Origin of the sequence: Corynebacterium striatum ATCC 6940, assembly GCF_000159135.1 — a bacterium.
GTDB lineage: Bacteria > Actinomycetota > Actinomycetes > Mycobacteriales > Mycobacteriaceae > Corynebacterium > Corynebacterium striatum.
On the sequence record NZ_GG667531.1, the window covers coordinates 65,517 to 82,420 of the forward strand.

Sequence of the window (16,904 nt, forward strand, 5' to 3'; positions counted from 1 at the left end):
GTTAAGCCGCCTGACTAAATCCAGTAAACAAAGAAGCCGGGGAGTGGACTGGGACGTAGTTGCTGTCAACCAGCCAGACGAAATTGTGCGCGTCGCCGCGGCTAGTCTCGTGAATCGAGTCAGCCAGTGCCGGCGGCACCATGGCACGCACCCATGCCTCGGCAACATTAGGCATAACGGCACTTCCTGTTGGGTCGGTAATACGTACTGAAATCAGGTAGGTGGGGACTCGCTCCTCACCGTAACCGAGAACGCGTGCGCGAGCTCGCTCGCCTACACGGTGCCGCGTCAATGTCATATTCAAGCTAGGGAAGCCTGCTACGGACGGTAGTTCCTTGAGCGGTGGGCGCCATGTGGGTGTAGGGCGGGCTAGTGAGCGCGGATGCCGAAGCGCGCCATTGAGGGCGTTGACAGTTTCGTTCTCGTGGAAAAGAATCTCAACTGCTAGTTCACCGGCCGTGAGCGAATGGGTTTCTTGAGGATGGCGGGAGTAACGCGTGGAGTTGCGGCGAGCTGGCATAGCGTTGGGGTTGAGGCGGTAGGGGGAGTTCTTGTGGTTCTTCATGACACGGATGATATTTAGGAGGCCTGACATACCGGACCTTTTTTAGAACACATGTTCTATCGGTGAAGTTGTCTTTAGTTCTGGTTACTTAAGTGCTGAACGTCGGACTATGGTGTTTGTTGCTATGACAAATAAAGAGAATTCCGCAGAGCCAATCGATGCGCTCGGGCAGCCGGCAAAGATTCCTCGTGAAATCTGGATTATGGTCTCCGCGGCTTTCCTTATTGCTTTGGGCTACGGGCTGATCGCGCCGCTGCTTCCGCAGTTCGTGGTCAGCTTCGATGTTTCGATGGCCGCGGCAGGAATGGTGGTATCCATTTTCTCCGCTAGCCGTTTGGTCTTTGCGCCGAGTGCCGGAAGCCTTGTCGATAGGTTTGGATCCCGTTGGGTCTATCTTGGCGGACTTTTTACAGTGGCCGTGACCACGGGACTCGTCGCCATCTCGCAAGAGTATTGGCGCATCGTAGTGTTCAGGGCCTTGGCTGGCATTGGTTCGACGATGTTCACGGTCTCCGCCATGGGACTCATCGTGAGACTGTCACCTCCGAGCATTCGTGGAAAGTGTTCGGCCACCTATGCCACTGCCTTTCTTTTGGGCAACGTCATCGGCCCGTTGCTTGGCGCCAGCTTGTCTTTCCTCGGTTTTCGTTGGCCGTTTGTTATCTATGGGCTCGGCGTGGCCTTAGCTGCGGTAGTCGTGTGGATTCTGATGCCCGCAATTGAGGAAGATGACCCCAACGCGACAAAACTGCAGCCGATGAAACTTAACGAGGCATGGCACGATACCGCTTTCCGGGCGGTGTTGACCTCCAACTTTGCCCAAGGCTGGATCAACATGGGCGTACGCGTGTCTGTGCTTCCGCTGTTTGCGGCAACAGTTTTCCATAACGGTGCGGCGGCATCAGGTTTTGCGTTGGCAGTCTTCGCGTTCGGCAACGCTGTAGTGCTGCAGTTTTCAGGAAAATGGGCGGACACTTATGGTCGACGCCCTCTGATTCTGATCGGACTCATCGGCACCGGTGTATTTGTGGGATTGCTCGGCCTTGCAGATTCTGTCTTGACGCTCCTGGTGGTGTCTGCACTGGCCGGAGCTTCTTCTGGCCTTATCAATCCCGCGCAAACGGCAGCGATCGGTGACGTAGTGGGCAACCAACGCTCCGGTGGGCAGGTCTTGTCGACATTTCAGATGGCCGGCGACTTCGGTCAAATCCTCGGCCCCATCGTAGTCGGGGGATTGGCGGACTACTTTGGTTTTGCCAAGGCTTTTGCCGTGTGCGGATTGGTCGCTGCGATGGGTGTCGTTGCGTGGATGTTTAGCCGTGAAACTTTGGCGGAGAGAAAAGCCATCCTTAAAAGAATTCCACGTAAGGGTTAGCTGGGGCGTTCCGTGCACAATCTGTCCGGTCATACCTACCGCGGTTCTGTAGAACAACTGCTTTAGATGGGGGAGAAGGACGTCGTTGTGGTCTTTGCTTCCCCCAAGTCCTCCCGTCTACTGCGCGTGTCGTCGATTGCCCAGCGTTACGAAGAGCGGGTCCAAGTTTATCAGCGGAAACTCGACGATATTTTGAAGGTCTTTGACCGTTAATCTGCACGTTTGAGGTCATCTTCCAAGCTTCCTTATGCCCCTGTACTGCCCGATTGTGGGTGGTGCGGGGGTATTTGCGTTTTGCGAAAATTGCAAATGATTGACATGTAACATGCTACTGTGAGCGCCATCACCGAAACGGTTTTCTTTAATCTGAATTATGTGAGGAGGGACTCATGGGTATTGCCGCACTAGCAATCTTCATCGCGGTAACCGTGGTCTTTAACACGCTCTTGAAGAGGGATATCTCCGAATCTCTCGTCGTAGCGCTCATCTGTACCGCTCTGCTGGGCGGCACTCGAGCACCAGCACTACTGTGGGAATCCGCCAAGGAGGCTGCGCAGTCTGAAGTCACCTTCGCCGGTATGGCATTCGTCTTCATGGGCATCATCGTTCAGGCAACTGGACTCATTGACCGCTTGATTGAGATTCTCAACTCGATCTTCGGACGCGTGCGTGGCGGCGCTGCTTATGTCTCGACGCTGGGCTCGGCAATGATCGGCCTGATGGCTGGCTCCACCGCGGGCAACTCCGCGACGGTCGGATCCGTCACCATCCCATGGATGAAGAAAGCGGGCTGGACCTCGGAGCGCGCCGCAACGCTCGTCGCCGGCAACTCCGGCCTTGGCGTGGCGCTGCCGCCGAACTCCACCATGTTCATCATCCTGGCTTTGCCTGCCGCAGCGGGCGCCTCTGCATCCAGCGTCTACGTCGCACTTGCCTGCGGCGGCGCCTACGCGGTGCTCTACCGCCTCATCGTTGTGTTCTGGTGGACTCGCCGTGACGGCATCAAGGCAACCGAGCGCGAGGAGATGGTCAGCTTCGGCCACGCCATCAAGCACGGCTGGTCCTCACCCTCTATCTTCCTGGGCATCATCGTCCCAGTGCTCCTGACCATCGGACCGCTGGCCGGCTACTTGGGCAAGGAAGCCAACATCGGCGAGGACGGTGTGAAAGCCATTTCGATCATCGTCTGGGTGCCGATTCTTATCACCCTCATCGCCCTTATCGAAGGCGCATGGCGAATCCGTGCCAACAATGTGCACCTCGCAGCGCAGTTCAAGCGCGACCTTCCGCAGTTCGCCACCGTTGGTATCTCCCTCTTCGCGGCGCTTACCGCGGCGAAGATCATGGAGGAGCTCGGCGTCGGCGATCAGCTTTCGAGCCTGCTCGATGCAATGTCACTGCCTAAGTGGGTCATGCTCATCGCCGTGGGCATCCTGGCCGTCCTCGTGGCAACGCCGCTCTCGTCCACTGCAACCGCAGCCGCTATCGGTGCGCCCGCAGTTGCGGCGCTGACCGCCGTGGGAATCGATCCCACTGTGGCCATCGTGGTCATCCTGCTGTGCACTTCGACCGAGGGCGCTTCGCCTCCAGTCGGTGCGCCGATCTACCTCTCCGCAGCAATGGCCGAGGCGGACCCGCCAAAGATGTTCGTCCCGCTCATCCTGTTCTTCGTCCTCCCGATGATTGCGCTGGCATGGCTCATCGGCATGGGCTGGCTTCCCATCTACGTCCCGGCTTAAAGGAGCTCAAGCATCATGAAAACATTCTTCGGACTCGTCCAAGCGCTGTTCTTCCTGTTCCTCTTCGCCTTCCTCCTCGGTGGCGTGGGTATCATCGCAACCCAGAGCCTGGGCATCGTAACCCTTAACCAAGGCACCGTGACCGGCGTAGAAAACTGGTTGGCTCCGGTGACTTTTACCTGTTCTACCCTGTGCGCTGTATGCGCCTTCATCCTGAACTACCGTCCCAAGACGGACGCAGAAAAGGCCCACGTTCGCGCACACGGTGAGGATTAATTTTTAAAGCACATGCCCTAAAGCTCACGGGTGTGAGCATCCCAAATCTCTTCGACTCGCTGCTCTGCCTCGGCTTCTGATAGCTGCGGGTTGCGGCGGCGCAGAGTCTGGCGCAGGAGCAGGCGACCGGTTGCCGTGATGTGTGACGCCATGTCCTGTCGCGCCCTTTGGGCGTCGCCTTTTGCGATGGCATCAATGATCGGTACGTGCTCTGAATGCACCTGCTCCAAGGAGCGCTCGTTGCGCACCGTGGAATCGGTCAGAATTTGGGTGTGCGTGCGCAGCTTGTCCAGGGTGTCCCTGGCGCGGGTAGAGCCACCGGCGACCAAGATGGCGTCGTGAAGCTGCTTGTCCCAAGAGAAAAACTCCGGCTCGTTGCCGGACTGGACGCTGGCTTCCATGGATTGGAGGAGCGCGCGCATCTGCGCCAGCTGCTCGTCGCTGCGTGCCAACGCGGCGCGGGCGGCGATGCGCGGCTCTAGGGCCAGGCGCATGTCGAAGATATCGGCAACATCGGAAGGCTTGGTCTCTACAATCTGGAATCCCCGGTTGCGGGAGAATTCAATGAGTCCGGCTTCTTCTAGGCGCAGCAAGCCGTCGCGAACGGGGGAGCGGGAAATGCCCAGCTCTTCTGAAAGCTTGTAGACGCTGTACCACTCGCCGGGTGCCATTGAGCCATTTTGCGCACAATCGCGCACGTAGTTCATGACCTGGGTGGCCAGGTTCTTTGCAGGTGTCACCGCAAGCGCCATGGCTCGTGCTGGCTGGGTGCTTGACGAGGACTGCGCTGCCGGGGAGTTTGTTGCCATAGCTAATCACCATAACGAATTGCCGATGAATTGAGGCGAAGTTCTTGCCCGGAGGGCCCCTTCGTGAAGTAACATGTTACTTACCTTGAGGCCGAGTCACTGATGAGTACCACATCGAAAGCTGCGAAAATGACGAATACAATTCACTTCAATCGTTTAGACCCCAGCGTCTACTCAAAGATTGCACGCACGAACTTGCGCACCGACATGGCATCACGCGCGGCTTATACCTCAGACGCCTCCATCTTCCGCCGCGTGCCCTCGGCCATTTTGGAGCCGCACAACGTGGACGAGATTCGCGATGGTTTGGACATCGCGAAGGCCAAAGGTTGGAAGGTCGTGGGTCGCGGCGGCGGCACGTCCGTTGCGGGTAACGCCATTGGCGAGGGTCTCATCATCGATACCTCGCGCTACTTCAACCGCATTCTGGATATCGACGTCGCCAAGCGCACTGCCACCATCGAACCAGGTGTGGTGGCAGATGCGCTGCGCGACGCCGCCCTCCCGCACGGCCTCACTTACGGCCCGGATCCTTCCACGCACTCGCGCTGCACTGTGGGCGGCATGGTGGCCAACAATGCCTGTGGCTCCCACTCGGTGGCTTTTGGTACGGCCGCGGAGAACCTCGTTGACGTTACGATCATGCTGGCCGATGGCCGCGAGGTGACCTTTAGCGAGGGCGGTTGCGACGACCCTGAGATTGACGCACAGCTTAAGGCTTTGGTGGAGGACAACGCCGCGCTTATCGACGCCGAGCTCGGCCGCTTTCCACGCCAGGTGTCCGGTTACGGTTTGCACTACCTCTTGGAGCGCAATGGCTTCGACACTGCCAAGGCGTTGGCGGGATCGGAGGGAACCACCGGCATCATCACCAAGCTGACGGTCAAGTTGGTGCCGGTGCCCAAGGCCAAGGCACTTGCGGTGTTGGCCTTCGATACGGTCTTTGACGCAGCGGCTGCCGCGGCCAAGCTGCGTTTGCCTGACGTGGCGACCATTGAGGGTATGGGCGGAGATCTGCTGGGGGCGCTGCGCTCCAAAGTGGGGCAGGAGCACGCGGGTGAGAATCTGCCGGGCAACCGCAAGGGGATTGAGGCTGGCGGCTGGCTCTACTGTGAGGTTGGTGCTGAGGACCTGGAGCATGCGCTCGCGCGTGCGCAGGAGGTGGCCACTGCCGTAGAGACCGTGGACTACGTGGTGGTTCACGAGCAGAAGGAGATGCGCGAGTTGTGGCGCATCCGCGAGGCGTCCGCGGGCATTGTGACCCGTCTGCCGGATGGCGGGGAAGCCTGGCCCAACTGGGAGGACTCCGCAGTTCCCCCGGAGAACCTCGCGGACTACCTGCGGGACCTCTACGCGTTGATGGACAAGTACGAGCTGCGCGGCATTCCTTTTGGCCACTTCGGTGAGGGCTGCGTGCACGTGCGCATCTCCTTCAATTTTGGTACTGAGGAGGGCGTCAAGCAGTTTGAGTCCTTCATGAATGAGGCCGCTGAGCTGGTGTCCTCGTATGGCGGATCGCTCTCCGGTGAGCATGGCGATGGCCGTGCCCGATCGGCGCTGCTGGACCGCATGTACTCCGATGAGATGCGTGCGTTGTTTGAGCAGTTCAAGGAGATCTTCGACCCGGAGAACTTCTTCAACCCAGGCGTGCTCGTCAAGGCCGATGCCGTGACCCAGGGCCTGCGCATGGCGCCGGGGCAGCGTCACTTTGAGCTCACTCCGGTCCACGCGCTGAGCCACGACAAGGGCTCGATGGTCAATGCAATTAACCGTTGCGTTGGCGTGTCCGCTTGTCGTAGTGAGTCGGGCTCGATGTGTCCGTCCTTCCAGATCACCGGCGACGAGATGCACTCGACCCGCGGCCGTGCCCGCATGTTCAGTGAGATGTTCCGTGGCGAGTCCATAGGGGACGGCTTCGATTCCAAGGAAGTGGAGGAAGCCCTCGACCTGTGCTTGTCCTGCAAGGCGTGCGTTTCCGAATGCCCGGTGAACGTGGACATGGCGACGTATAAGGCGGAGTTCCTGCACAACCATTACAAAGGAAAGCTGCGCCCAGGCGCGCACTACGTGATGGGCTGGCTGCCGCTGCTGGGGTATATCGCGCACAAGATTCCGGTGGTGCCCACGCTCATCGATAAGGCGATGTCCACCAAGGGCCTCGACAAGCTCATCGCGAAGGCGGGCGGCCTCGATCCGAACCGTCCGCTCATCCGCTTCGCCCACACGTCTCTGCGCAAGTGGCACAAGCAGCACACCCCCGTCGCCGCGCTTGACGACGTCGCGCACAACGGCACCGCGAACAGCGGCACCGCGCACAACAATGACAAGGCGACGGTACCGCCGCTGGCCGACAACGAGCGGATGGTCGTGCTGTGGCCGGACTCCTTCAACTCCTCGTTGGGTACCTCGCCTGCGACGGCCGCAGTTGAGGTTCTCGAAGCACTCGGCTACACGGTCATTATCCCTCAACAGTTCGTCTGCTGCGGCCTGACCTGGCACTCGACGGGTCAGTTGGATATGACGCAGCGCGTACTCAAGCAGACGGCGAAGGTGATGAAACCTTACCTGGACCGTGGCCTGCAGGTCATCGGCGTGGAGCCCTCATGCACCGTGATGCTGCAACATGAAGCCGCTGAGCTTTGCGACGACCCGACATACGGCGCAGTGATTAAGAACCTAGCACGCAACACCCACTCGTTTAGCGAGTTTATTGCCAGCCGCCTTGAGCAATTCGTCGCCGCCGGCGTCATCGCGCCGGGCGATGTCTCCGCGCTGACACAGGTGCACTGCCATGAGAAGTCACTGGGCGACCCGCAACATTCCGCTGCCGTGCTGCGGGCATTGGGGATCAACGAGGAACAGATCGCTACCGGCTGCTGCGGCCTGGCCGGCAACTGGGGCTTTGAGAAAGGCCACGCTGACGTGTCCATGGCGCTGGGGGAGCGCGAACTATTCCCGAAGGTGAGGAAGGCAGCCGCGGAAGGCAAGGTTGTCATCGCTGATGGCTTCTCCTGCCGCACTCAGATTGAGCAGGGCACCGGCACCGATGCCAAGCACATCGCTGAGATCGTCCACGGCATCATCGACAAGGCCAGCTACTACAACTAAGCAAGCGCCCGATATAACCACATCATCGGCCGGGCTTCCACCACGAAGTAGGGAAGGCCGGCCGCTGGCTGTGTTGTACTAGCGCTGGTTGTTCAATGGGCGTCATTACATCAGGACCGGGGTTTAGATGTCTACTTGAACGGGAGTGTCGGAGCTGGTTCGACTTCATCGGTCGGTGTTGCAATTCGCCAGTAAGAATCATCGATATAGGTCTTAGAGCCCTCGAAGCTTTTCTCACACTTAACCAATCGCGTTGATAGTGAATCGCCGTCTTTGGGGATTGGCAGCCCTAATTCGGAGGCAATTTTCTGGTGCTTGAGGTAATCTCCAAGGATCACGATCCCCTCAGGCTGTAGAGCAGAACGAGAGCCTCCGTTGTATCGAATACGTTTCATATAATCCTTTTGCTGCGCGACAGTGGCGATGATGCCGCGTGGGACTATGATGCCTTGAGCAATTCTGAACAATTCATTGAGGCGCTGAGCTCCGGAACCTGAAGAGAAAATCTTTGCTCGGTCCTCCTCGCTGAGTTGTAGGAGGGTGTTCGGCGGAAAAGCTTCGTCTAGGAAAAGCCATTGAATTGCGCTGCGACCAGCGGCGGAAATTGAGCGCTTGCCGTCGCGATTGCCGCCTCTAGTCAGAATTGAGTCATCGAGAAGAGCGAATCCAACTCGAAAAGTTCCCTGCTCATCGTCGGCATGGCAAAGCATTCCATGATGTCCGAGAGCCTCGATAGGGATCATCCAGCCAAACTTCTGTTTCGAGTACTTGCAGTCAACTTCGAAGCCCTCGATGTCGAAATCCATCACCTCACCGTCGCCGATAAAGCCGTCGAATTCTCGGCGAATGTTGATTTCAACTATTGAGCCGAGGTGAGCAGATTCGGTTTTACTGAGCTGGCTAATGGCGAAACGTCCAGTATGTTGACCATCATAAATCTGGTCGAAAGACTCGCGGAAGACACGTCCGAGGCGTTCTCCAGTAGGGTCTTGCTTCTTGAATGCAGCCGCTAGCTGTATAGAAATCGTTTCAGGTTGAATCTTGGCAATCACCTTGCCAATTTTAAATCAGACTCAGCTGGTTGACACGGGTTGGTGTTGCAGGTTCTAGAGACTTCGGAATTGGTTTCTTTCGCAGCGCGAACTTTATGCGTTCGCCGATTGCCTTGGCCACCGGCGGAGGAAAGGCATTGCCAACCTGTCGCCATTGTGCGGTTTTCCCACCGGCCCACTTCCAGTCCTCGGGGAAACCTTGGATGACACCACCCATTCGTACCGTCAAACGCGGCATTTCTTGTTCGGGGTCTGTTGTGAAATCAGCAGCTGGCGGTGATTCGGCGATAGAGGAGCCCTTGATTCCGAGTTTCTTCCAGGCTTCTCGAGCGCGCGTTGGCCCTACATCTGGCCCACCGTGTTTTTTGCTTCCGCCAACAAGAGTCGGGCCCACTGTGTTTGCGTTTCGAGCCCAAGCTTCAGCCCCAGGCCAACCATTTTCTGCCATGAGCGGGAGAAGTGCTGTTCCCACCGGCGTGTGTGATTTAACTACTTTCGGCCAGGCAAAATAGTTGGCAAATTCATTCTTTAAAGCGACAAGGATGAACCTTGGTCGAAGCTGCGGCACTCCATAATCAGCTGCTTGGAGAAGTTTCCAAAAGGCGGTGTACCCCATCTTTTCAAGCTGATCGATTATTTGATTTCGGTAGGAGTCAAACCGTTTTTGACCGAGCCCTTTAACGTTTTCTAGAAGCACAGCACGTGGATCAATTTCGTTGATCAGACGTAGCGCCTGTGGAAAGAGGTCGCGTTCATCGTCGGCACCAAGTTGCTTACCTGCTATTGAAAAAGGAGGGCATGGAACTCCGCCAGCAAATAGATCGATTTTCCCTCTCCATGGCCTACCATCCAGGTCATGGACGTCCATTTCATGGACATTCCATTTTCCAAGAGGTCCTTCAGTTCCGCGGTTCTGGCGGAGAGTTTCAGCGGCCCAATTATCAATTTCGACGACCGCTGCGTGATGGAAACCTGCCTGTTCTAAGCCCAAAGCCTGGCCGCCAGCGCCAGCGCAAATCTCGAATGAGTGGAGGCGTGAGGTAGCCATCGAGCCGGTTCCTTTCTGGTCGTGAAAACGTAAACAACCATCGTGTGATAATGGTTTGATTAATAAAGCGTCTGTGGTGATTCTCTGTTGAGAGCATAGCGAGTTGGCGGACATTCCATATAATTTTACGAACTCTTGTTCCCTTAAGAGGTGTATTTGCATGAAAACGACGCGAGTGCCCTGGCATCGAGATGAGATCTTGGTAGTAGCTGCGATCGGGATCAAGTATGGGTGACCGAAAACGCCGCCGAGTTCGGAAATCGAAAAGCTCTCGAGTCTACTGCGTAGATGCGCCGTCCACCCTGAAATCGAGCTAGATGAAGAGGACACGAAATTCCGCAATGTTAATGGTGTCGAGCGAAAATACTACGACTCATTAACTGCACGCCCAGAGTATCCAGGAAAAGCGACCAATGGTGGAAAAATTACTCATCCGATTGTTGAATACATGATTGAGCACCAGATGGAAGTCTTTGAAGCTGGAATTAAGATACGGCAAATGCTGGAGTCTGACACATACCGGAGTTTCGTTATTCCAGGCCTAAAAGTTTGAGGCTCGAAATGTCGGTCGGCGCCCACTCTAGTTCTTGGGCTTTGTCTGGGGTGACCCAGTGGGTAGCGTCGTGGTCGGTGAGGACGAGGCCTTCGGTTGTCAGGTTGGCCTCGGTGGTGCAGCGAAAAGTGGTCAGCTCGATGGTGGCGAACTTATACACGTGCACGGTGGTGGTGACCTTCTCGCCGATGGTGGCTTCGATACCGAGCTCTTCGTGAAGTTCACGGGCGAGGGCTCGCTCGGGGTGTTCCTATCTAATTGGTCAAGTCCGCGGGTGGATTCCTTTCTTAGCTGTGACTAGAAGCAATAGCTTCTACCGCCGGGATATCTACGGGAGCCCAAGTCAGCTGCGCGGCCTCTGTGGAGGTAACCCATTTCGTATCGTCGTGGTCGGTGAGACTGAGATTGTCGGCTAGCAGGGAGGCGGTGGTGGTGCAGTAAAAGGTGGTGAGCTCGATGGTGGCGAAATCGTACTCGTGCACGGTGGTGGTGACCTTCTCGCCGATGGTGGCTTCGATGCTGAGTTCTTCCTTTAGTTCGCGCGCGAGTGCTTGCTCTGGTGTTTCGCCGGGTTCGATCTTGCCGCCGGGAAATTCCCACCTGCCAGCAAGGGAGGTGCCGGGCTTCTTGCGGAAGGCTAAAAGCTGTGTGCGTTCTTCATCGACGAAGACGGCGCCCACGACGCGGATAGGTTTAGACATGACTCTATTGTGCCTTGGATCTCGAAAACGTGTAGACAGTGAGCTGTTACTTAGATAACATGTCCCCAATGTTCGCGTATGGCTGTCACGCGGGCTTGATTTTTGTATGCAAGCTTGAGGGGACGGTTTTACTGTGACTTCTACCGAATCGGTTTACTCCTCCATCCAGAGTCATGATGGGGAAATCCCGCAGCCTGGGGGACGGTGGAAACTCTTTTTATATAGCGCGATTGGCGCGTTCGTATTCTTCCTGCCGGTGACATATCAGGATAAGCGCTCCATTCCTTTGGACCATATGGTCACGATGGTGCGTGAGGGGATTCCGGCGGCGGTGCCGTGGATTGTTTTTGCCTTGGCCGTGTACGGAACGGCGCGAAGTTTTACTACCGGCGCATTTAAAGAAAGCGCGCTTCAGGCAGTCTTTGCGGTGCTCAATATTGTCGGTGCGGTGATCTCGTTTCTTATGGTTATCGACGCGCTGCCGTGGGTGCTCGGTGACGAGGACTTGGTGCCGTTCTTGTGGAACTCGATTGCCATCCCGGTAGGCCTCATCGTGCCTATTGGTGGTGCGTTCCTCGCGTTTCTCATTGGCTTTGGTCTGCTGGAGTTCGTCGGCGTGCTCATGCAGCCCATCATGCGGCCGCTGTGGAAGACGCCGGGGCGCTCTGCCATTGATGCAGTGGCCTCGTTCGTGGGCTCATATTCACTGGGAATTTTGGTCACGGACCGCGTATACCAAAAGGGCGGATACACCGGGCGTGAGGCAGCGATTATTGCCACCGGCTTCTCGACGGTCTCTGCGGCCTTCATGGTCATCGTGGCCAAGCAGCTTGACCTGATGAAAGTTTGGGGCACCTACTTCATAGTCACATTCATCGTGACCTTTGTGGTTACCGCCATTACCGTGCGGATTCCACCGCTGCGGATCATTCCGGACGAGTATTTTGCCGACGCGCACCCAGATCCGGAAAAGCCGGTAGAAGGCTCGCGCATCAAAAACGCGTGGCGCGAGGCAATGCTGGCGCTACAGCGCGCGCCGTCGTTGTGGGAGTCCATCTGGGAGAACTTCCGCGATGGTGTCCGCATGGCGGCGGCAATCGTGCCGTCCATCATGTCGGTGGGCCTCATTGGCTTGCTGCTTGCGCGCTTCACGCCCATCTTCGAGTGGATTGGCTACCTTTTCTATCCATTTGCGTGGGTAGTGCAGTTGCCGGAGCCAGTACTAGCCGGCAAGGCTGCGGCCATGGGAATTGCAGAAATGTTCCTGCCCGCCACCGCAGTGGCTGGCAGTGACAGCATGGTGCTCAAGTTCGTCATCGGCGTGGTGGCAGTCTCTGCCATTATTTTCTTCTCGGCGCTGGTGCCGTGCATCCTGGCTACCAAGATCCCGGTGAAGCTGACCCACTTGGTCATCATTTGGTTTGAGCGAGTAGCGCTGACCATTCTCATCGCCACGCCGATTGCCCACCTGCTTTTTTGATAAGTTGAACCCAAGACGGGTTAGAAGATCGATATCGCTGGAGGGCAATGATGCTTATAGCCACCATCGCAGCTGAGGTAGCTTTTTGGCTTTGCTTAGTGGCTGGCTGCCTCGTGCGCTACGTGTTTAATCTGCGCAAACTTGGCTTGATACTTATGGCCGCGACCCCAATTATCGACCTGCTACTCTTAGTATTTTTCTACGTGAGCCTGAGCCAAGGCGGTAGGGCTGAGTTCATGCACGGATTCGCGGCCTTTTATATTGCTTTCTCGGTTGTCTTCGGCAAAGACATTATTGGATTCGTAGACCGGAAGGTTTCTGGAGTTGCACCCCGAGAAAGTGCTCATGCGGACAGGCGCAGTTTCACAAAGTGTGTGGTTGCAAGTGTTGGCGCAGCGCTTTTGCTGCTCATAGGCATTGTGGTGACTGGCTTAGCGGGTAGCTTCTGGCTTGTCTACTGGCTCATCGCCGTTGCCTGTACTCCCGCTATGTGGTGGGGAGTCCAACGATGGATGAGTAAGAAAGCTACCCGATAAACTTCACGGCCCGAGTAAACCCCAACGCCGTTGGCGTTTAGCTAGCGAGGTGGGCCGTGACAATGTCGTCGATAAGCCGCGCCGCCGCTTTGGCGGTGCGGTTATCGATGTCAAAGGTGGGGTTGAGCTCGACGACGTCCACCAGAGCCAGCTTTCCCGTCTGCGCAATAGCCACCGCCATGGCGCGGATACGCTCAAAGGATACGCCGAGTGATGCCGGTGCGGATACGCCCGGCGCGGTGGAAGCCGGCAGGACATCGAGGTCGATGGACAAGTGAACTTTGTCTTTGCCCTCGGTGGCGCGGGCGGCAAGCTCGCCGCATTCGGCGGGGGTGAGGTTGACCAGCTCTTCGTCCAGGGTGATGGCGACGTTCAGGCTCTCTGCCTCGTCGAAAAGCGCCGCGGTGTTATTGGGGCGGGAAATACCCAGCACGGTGTAATCGAAGTCGTCAGACAGGTCGGCGATCTGCTTGAACGGGGTGCCGGAGGTGGCCTGGTCCGCGCGGCGCAGATCGAAATGGGCGTCCAGATTGATGATCTTGGTGGCGCCTACCGCGCGATACAGGCCGCGGTGAGAGCCAAAGGCGGTCTCGTGCCCGCCGCCCAGGATGATGGGTAGGCTGCCGGCCGCGACGAGTTCTTGCACCTTTTCGGAAAGTGCGTCGTGGGCGCCGTCGAGGTCGTCGGCCTGGGTGGTGATCGTGCCGGCGTCGGCAAGCGCATGCTCATGGTGTACCGCCAAGGAGCCGAGCGCGGAGCGCAGTGCAGCCGGGCCTGCGGCTGCACCCTGGCGCCCACCATTGCGCAGCACGCCCTCATCGGAAGCAAAACCCAGGAGAGTGACTGGGGCTGGGGAAGTGGCGGACTGGTTGATAACGCTATGCCAGCGAGCGTGCTCTGGGCCCGGGCCATCGGAACGGCCGGACCATTCGGGGGCGGGGGTGAAAAGTTCAGCTGTTTCAGTGTTCATGGTTTTCGATGTTAGGTAAAACCGCGGCATGTGGCAGGAAACTCTGCCTACAATCACTAAGCGTGAGTACCAACAGAGTCCCCGCAGCGCGTCACGCGATGGAGATCCTCAAGCTTTTGTCCACCATCGACGTCCCTATATCTGCCGCCCGCATTCAAGGAGAGCTCAACCTGCCGCGCTCGTCTACATATCACCTGCTGGCGGAGATGGTTGATGCTGGTTTTGTGGTCCATTTGCCGGAACATAAGACCTATGGCCTGGGGCTGGCGGCGTATTCCATGGCTTCGGCCTACGTGACGCAGCAGCCCTTGGTGCGTATGGCCACTCGGGACTTGGAACAGTGTGCCGCGCTGGTGGGTGGATCGGGGCACCTCTCGCGTATGGCCGGCTCAGAAATCTTGTATTTGCAGGAGGTACGTGCGGCGGGTGCTACCTCCTTGGTGACTGAGGTGGGGGTGCGCCTGCAGGCACATAAGACGGCGTCGGGGCGCGTGATGCTGGCGCATCTGCCTGATGCGGAGGTGCGCGCCGCCTTTGATACTGCGGGAGGTAGCGGCTTTAACGCGTTGAAAGAACACTTGCGTTTGGTAGCTGCACGCGGGTGGGACCAGGAGATTGAAGAAATTAGCCGCGGTCAGGCCTCTGTGGCGGTGCCTATCTTGGATCACTTGGAGCGTCCGGCGGCAGCGGTGGCGGTGACGTATCCGGTAGGGACGCCGGATGTGAAGGTAGACGCCCTTATTCGAGCTTTGTTGGAGGTATCAGACAAGGTGGCGGCCAAAATGTACCGCAATCGCAAAAAGTGAGGTAGCATACATTCATCGCGTTAGGCTGTCGCGTGACACATCGAAATTATTGATCCCTTTTTTAAAGGAGTTTTTGCCATGCCTAACGCCTACCCAACCACCGTGACCGTAAATGTCGGCGCGCTGAGCATCGACGACGTCGTTGCTGTTGCCCGTTATGGCGCGCAGGTGGAGATTGCTCCCGAGGCGCTAGAAGAGGTGGCCGCTACCCGCGAGCGCGTGGAAGAACTGGCACAAGATCCCACTCCGGTCTATGGCATTTCCACCGGCTTTGGCGCGCTCGCTCGCCGCCATATCCCGGAAGAGATGCGCGCCCAGCTGCAGCTTTCGCTGGTGCGCTCGCACGCTGCGGGCACCGGCCCGGAAGTAGAAGAAGAAGTCATCCGCGCACTGATGCTGCTGCGCCTGTCCACCCTGTGCACCGGCCGTACCGGCGTGCGCCCCGTAGTGGTGGAAACGTATGCCAAGGCCTTGAACGCCGGGATTGTGCCGGTGGTGCGCGAGTATGGCTCGCTGGGCTGCTCCGGTGACTTGGCGCCGCTTGCTCACTGTGCGCTGGCCCTGTTGGGAGAGGGCGAGGTACGCGTGAACGGCGAGCTGCAGGATGCGGGCGAAGCTTTGGCCGCAGCCGGGATTGAGCCGCTGCAGCTACGCGAGAAGGAGGGCCTAGCGCTCATCAACGGCACCGATGGAATGCTCGGCCAACTATGCCTGGCCATTACTGACCTGCGCGCGGCCGCAAAGACCGCCGATATTGCCACCGCTATGACAGTGGAGGGCCTGCTCGGCACCTTGGTGGTCTTTGCCGATGACCTCCAGCAGCTGCGCCCGCACCCAGGACAGGCCGATGCCGCGGCCAATATCCTCCAGGTGGCCGAGGGATCTGAGATCCTGGAATCGGCCCTCGAGGAGTTCAAGAAGAATCAGGTACAAGACGCCTACTCCGTGCGCTGCGCCCCGCAGGTCGCCGGCGGTTTCCGCGATACCTTGAGCCACACTGCACAGGTGGCCGAACGCGAGCTAGCCGCCGCTGTGGATAACCCGGTGGTGACCAAGGATGGTCGCGTGGTCTCCAATGGCAACTTCCACGGCGCGCCGGTGGCCTATGCGCTTGACTTCCTGGCAATTGTCACCGCGGACCTGGCCTCCATTTCTGAGCGCCGCACTGACCGCTTCCTGGACCCGGCGCGCAACCGCGGGCTGAACGCCTTTCTTGCTGATGACCCCGGGGTTGACTCCGGGCACATGATTGCCCAGTACGCCCAGGCCGGCATTGTGAGCGAATTGAAGCGCCTGGCCAACCCATCTTCGGCTGATTCCATTCCATCCTCGGCTATGCAGGAAGACCACGTGTCTATGGGCTGGTCCGCTGCGCGCAAGCTGCGCAAGGCCGTCGATGGTTTGCAGCGCGTGCTGGCCATTGAGATCCTCACCGCCGCCCGCGCCATCGATATGCGCGAGGGTACCCCGGCTAAGGGAACCGGCGCGGTGATCGCCAAGCTGCGCGAGACCGTCAAGGGTCCAGGTGTGGACCGTTATTTGTCCCCGGAAATCGAAGAGACGGTGCGCCTAGTCAAGGAGGGCGCGCTTGTCGAAGCCGTCGAGAATGCTACTGGAAAGCTGCGTGATTAAAATGGCGACCATCTCTTGGCATCCACAATCTGAGCCCAACCCCTTGCCGTTTTCCCCTTTTAAAGCCAGCACGGTACCGCGCCCCATTGGATGGCTCTCTAGTGTGGACGGTGAGGGGCGCGAAAACATCGCGCCTTATAGCCAGTGGCAAAACCTCACCTTCGATCCACCCATGGTGATGTTTTCGGCCAACCAGTACCCGGATGGTCGCCGCGCGGACATGGTAGACCACGCCGAGTGAGTCTCATATGCGA

The 16,904-nt window shown here is 58.0% G+C and carries 16 protein-coding genes and 1 pseudogene; 9 read left to right on the top strand and 8 right to left on the bottom strand.

The features are described 5' to 3' along the window. Nucleotide 1: 1 nt before the first annotated feature. On the bottom strand, nt 2–565 hold the full coding sequence (locus tag HMPREF0308_RS11845) for a hypothetical protein (protein WP_223197284.1): 564 nt from the start codon (nt 563–565) through the stop codon (nt 2–4). A 124-nt stretch (nt 566–689) separates the two neighbouring features. Between HMPREF0308_RS11845 and HMPREF0308_RS11850 the strand changes: the two genes are divergently transcribed. From HMPREF0308_RS11850 to HMPREF0308_RS11860, 4 genes are all read left to right on the top strand, one after another. Continuing rightward, entirely contained in the window at nt 690–1,940 is a 1,251-nt protein-coding gene (locus HMPREF0308_RS11850) for an MFS transporter (protein ID WP_034657586.1), read from the top strand. A 66-nt stretch (nt 1,941–2,006) separates the two neighbouring features. Beyond that, nucleotides 2,007–2,153, top strand: coding sequence for a hypothetical protein (locus HMPREF0308_RS13750; protein ID WP_005531938.1), 147 nt, complete (start codon nt 2,007–2,009; stop codon nt 2,151–2,153). Nucleotides 2,154–2,329: 176 nt separating this feature from the next. Next, nucleotides 2,330–3,679 carry a TRAP transporter large permease subunit gene (locus tag HMPREF0308_RS11855; protein WP_005531940.1) on the top strand — a complete coding sequence of 450 codons (1,350 nt, stop codon included), beginning with the start codon at nt 2,330–2,332 and terminating at the stop codon, nt 3,677–3,679. A gap of 15 nt (nt 3,680–3,694) precedes the next feature. After that, entirely contained in the window at nt 3,695–3,955 is a 261-nt protein-coding gene (locus tag HMPREF0308_RS11860) for a hypothetical protein (RefSeq protein WP_005531942.1), read from the top strand. 17 nt (nt 3,956–3,972) lie between these two features. On the opposite strand, the gene HMPREF0308_RS11865 is transcribed toward HMPREF0308_RS11860, so the two are convergent. Continuing rightward, nucleotides 3,973–4,764 carry a GntR family transcriptional regulator gene (locus tag HMPREF0308_RS11865; RefSeq protein WP_005531944.1) on the bottom strand — a complete coding sequence of 264 codons (792 nt, stop codon included), beginning with the start codon at nt 4,762–4,764 and terminating at the stop codon, nt 3,973–3,975. Nucleotides 4,765–4,893: 129 nt separating this feature from the next. Here HMPREF0308_RS11865 and HMPREF0308_RS11870 point away from each other — a divergent pair, with 129 nt between their 5' ends. Next, the gene (locus HMPREF0308_RS11870) at nt 4,894–7,872 is read left to right on the top strand and encodes an FAD-binding and (Fe-S)-binding domain-containing protein (protein ID WP_034657588.1); all 2,979 of its coding nucleotides are present in this window, start codon (nt 4,894–4,896) and stop codon (nt 7,870–7,872) included. A gap of 131 nt (nt 7,873–8,003) precedes the next feature. Here HMPREF0308_RS11870 and HMPREF0308_RS11875 read toward each other — a convergent pair whose 3' ends face one another. The 4 genes and pseudogenes from HMPREF0308_RS11875 to HMPREF0308_RS11890 all read right to left on the bottom strand — a co-directional run bounded on the left by HMPREF0308_RS11875 (nt 8,004) and on the right by HMPREF0308_RS11890 (nt 11,226). Next, complete coding sequence (locus HMPREF0308_RS11875; RefSeq protein WP_005531948.1) at nt 8,004–8,924, bottom strand: NaeI family type II restriction endonuclease; 921 nt, start codon at nt 8,922–8,924, stop codon at nt 8,004–8,006. Nucleotides 8,925–8,934: 10 nt separating this feature from the next. Continuing rightward, entirely contained in the window at nt 8,935–9,972 is a 1,038-nt protein-coding gene (locus HMPREF0308_RS11880; protein WP_034657589.1) for a DNA cytosine methyltransferase, read from the bottom strand. Nucleotides 9,973–10,502: 530 nt separating this feature from the next. Beyond that, nucleotides 10,503–10,763 (bottom strand): annotated as a pseudogene (locus tag HMPREF0308_RS11885) (NUDIX domain-containing protein); the annotation flags it as partial. A 49-nt stretch (nt 10,764–10,812) separates the two neighbouring features. Then, the gene (locus HMPREF0308_RS11890) at nt 10,813–11,226 is read right to left on the bottom strand and encodes a (deoxy)nucleoside triphosphate pyrophosphohydrolase (protein WP_005531957.1); all 414 of its coding nucleotides are present in this window, start codon (nt 11,224–11,226) and stop codon (nt 10,813–10,815) included. A 133-nt stretch (nt 11,227–11,359) separates the two neighbouring features. Here HMPREF0308_RS11890 and HMPREF0308_RS11895 point away from each other — a divergent pair, with 133 nt between their 5' ends. After that, on the top strand, nt 11,360–12,706 hold the full coding sequence (locus HMPREF0308_RS11895) for a YjiH family protein (protein WP_005531959.1): 1,347 nt from the start codon (nt 11,360–11,362) through the stop codon (nt 12,704–12,706). Nucleotides 12,707–12,894: 188 nt separating this feature from the next. Here the strand turns inward: HMPREF0308_RS11895 and HMPREF0308_RS14070 are convergent, their stop codons facing one another. Then, nucleotides 12,895–13,053 carry a hypothetical protein gene (locus HMPREF0308_RS14070; RefSeq protein WP_211205705.1) on the bottom strand — a complete coding sequence of 53 codons (159 nt, stop codon included), beginning with the start codon at nt 13,051–13,053 and terminating at the stop codon, nt 12,895–12,897. Between the two features lie 226 nt (nt 13,054–13,279). Then, a complete protein-coding gene (hutG, locus tag HMPREF0308_RS11905) occupies nt 13,280–14,212 on the bottom strand; it encodes a formimidoylglutamase (RefSeq protein ID WP_034657591.1) in 933 nt (310 codons plus the stop codon). A 98-nt stretch (nt 14,213–14,310) separates the two neighbouring features. On the opposite strand from hutG, the gene HMPREF0308_RS11910 reads away from it, so the two are divergent. From HMPREF0308_RS11910 to HMPREF0308_RS11920, 3 genes are all read left to right on the top strand, one after another. Next, the gene (locus HMPREF0308_RS11910) at nt 14,311–15,018 is read left to right on the top strand and encodes an IclR family transcriptional regulator (RefSeq protein WP_005531965.1); all 708 of its coding nucleotides are present in this window, start codon (nt 14,311–14,313) and stop codon (nt 15,016–15,018) included. Between the two features lie 78 nt (nt 15,019–15,096). Then, nucleotides 15,097–16,650 carry a histidine ammonia-lyase gene (gene hutH, locus HMPREF0308_RS11915; RefSeq protein WP_005531967.1) on the top strand — a complete coding sequence of 518 codons (1,554 nt, stop codon included), beginning with the start codon at nt 15,097–15,099 and terminating at the stop codon, nt 16,648–16,650. 1 nt (nt 16,651) lies between these two features. Next, a complete protein-coding gene (locus HMPREF0308_RS11920; protein ID WP_005531968.1) occupies nt 16,652–16,891 on the top strand; it encodes a hypothetical protein in 240 nt (79 codons plus the stop codon). Nucleotides 16,892–16,904: the final 13 nt, after the last annotated feature.

What these genes read in the sequence shown, in the direction of transcription:
- HMPREF0308_RS11845 (WP_223197284.1), bottom strand. Translation starts at nt 565, where the DNA reads ATGAAGAACCACAAGAACTCCCCCTACCGCCTCAACCCCAACGCTATG.
- HMPREF0308_RS11850 (WP_034657586.1), top strand. Translation starts at nt 690, where the DNA reads ATGACAAATAAAGAGAATTCCGCAGAGCCAATCGATGCGCTCGGGCAG.
- HMPREF0308_RS13750 (WP_005531938.1), top strand. Translation starts at nt 2,007, where the DNA reads ATGGGGGAGAAGGACGTCGTTGTGGTCTTTGCTTCCCCCAAGTCCTCC.
- HMPREF0308_RS11855 (WP_005531940.1), top strand. Translation starts at nt 2,330, where the DNA reads ATGGGTATTGCCGCACTAGCAATCTTCATCGCGGTAACCGTGGTCTTT.
- HMPREF0308_RS11860 (WP_005531942.1), top strand. Translation starts at nt 3,695, where the DNA reads ATGAAAACATTCTTCGGACTCGTCCAAGCGCTGTTCTTCCTGTTCCTC.
- HMPREF0308_RS11865 (WP_005531944.1), bottom strand. Translation starts at nt 4,764, where the DNA reads ATGGCAACAAACTCCCCGGCAGCGCAGTCCTCGTCAAGCACCCAGCCA.
- HMPREF0308_RS11870 (WP_034657588.1), top strand. Translation starts at nt 4,894, where the DNA reads ATGACGAATACAATTCACTTCAATCGTTTAGACCCCAGCGTCTACTCA.
- HMPREF0308_RS11880 (WP_034657589.1), bottom strand. Translation starts at nt 9,972, where the DNA reads ATGGCTACCTCACGCCTCCACTCATTCGAGATTTGCGCTGGCGCTGGC.
- HMPREF0308_RS11890 (WP_005531957.1), bottom strand. Translation starts at nt 11,226, where the DNA reads ATGTCTAAACCTATCCGCGTCGTGGGCGCCGTCTTCGTCGATGAAGAA.
- HMPREF0308_RS14070 (WP_211205705.1), bottom strand. Translation starts at nt 13,053, where the DNA reads ATGAGCACTTTCTCGGGGTGCAACTCCAGAAACCTTCCGGTCTACGAA.
- hutG (WP_034657591.1), bottom strand. Translation starts at nt 14,212, where the DNA reads ATGAACACTGAAACAGCTGAACTTTTCACCCCCGCCCCCGAATGGTCC.
- HMPREF0308_RS11910 (WP_005531965.1), top strand. Translation starts at nt 14,311, where the DNA reads ATGGAGATCCTCAAGCTTTTGTCCACCATCGACGTCCCTATATCTGCC.
- hutH (WP_005531967.1), top strand. Translation starts at nt 15,097, where the DNA reads ATGCCTAACGCCTACCCAACCACCGTGACCGTAAATGTCGGCGCGCTG.
- HMPREF0308_RS11920 (WP_005531968.1), top strand. Translation starts at nt 16,652, where the DNA reads ATGGCGACCATCTCTTGGCATCCACAATCTGAGCCCAACCCCTTGCCG.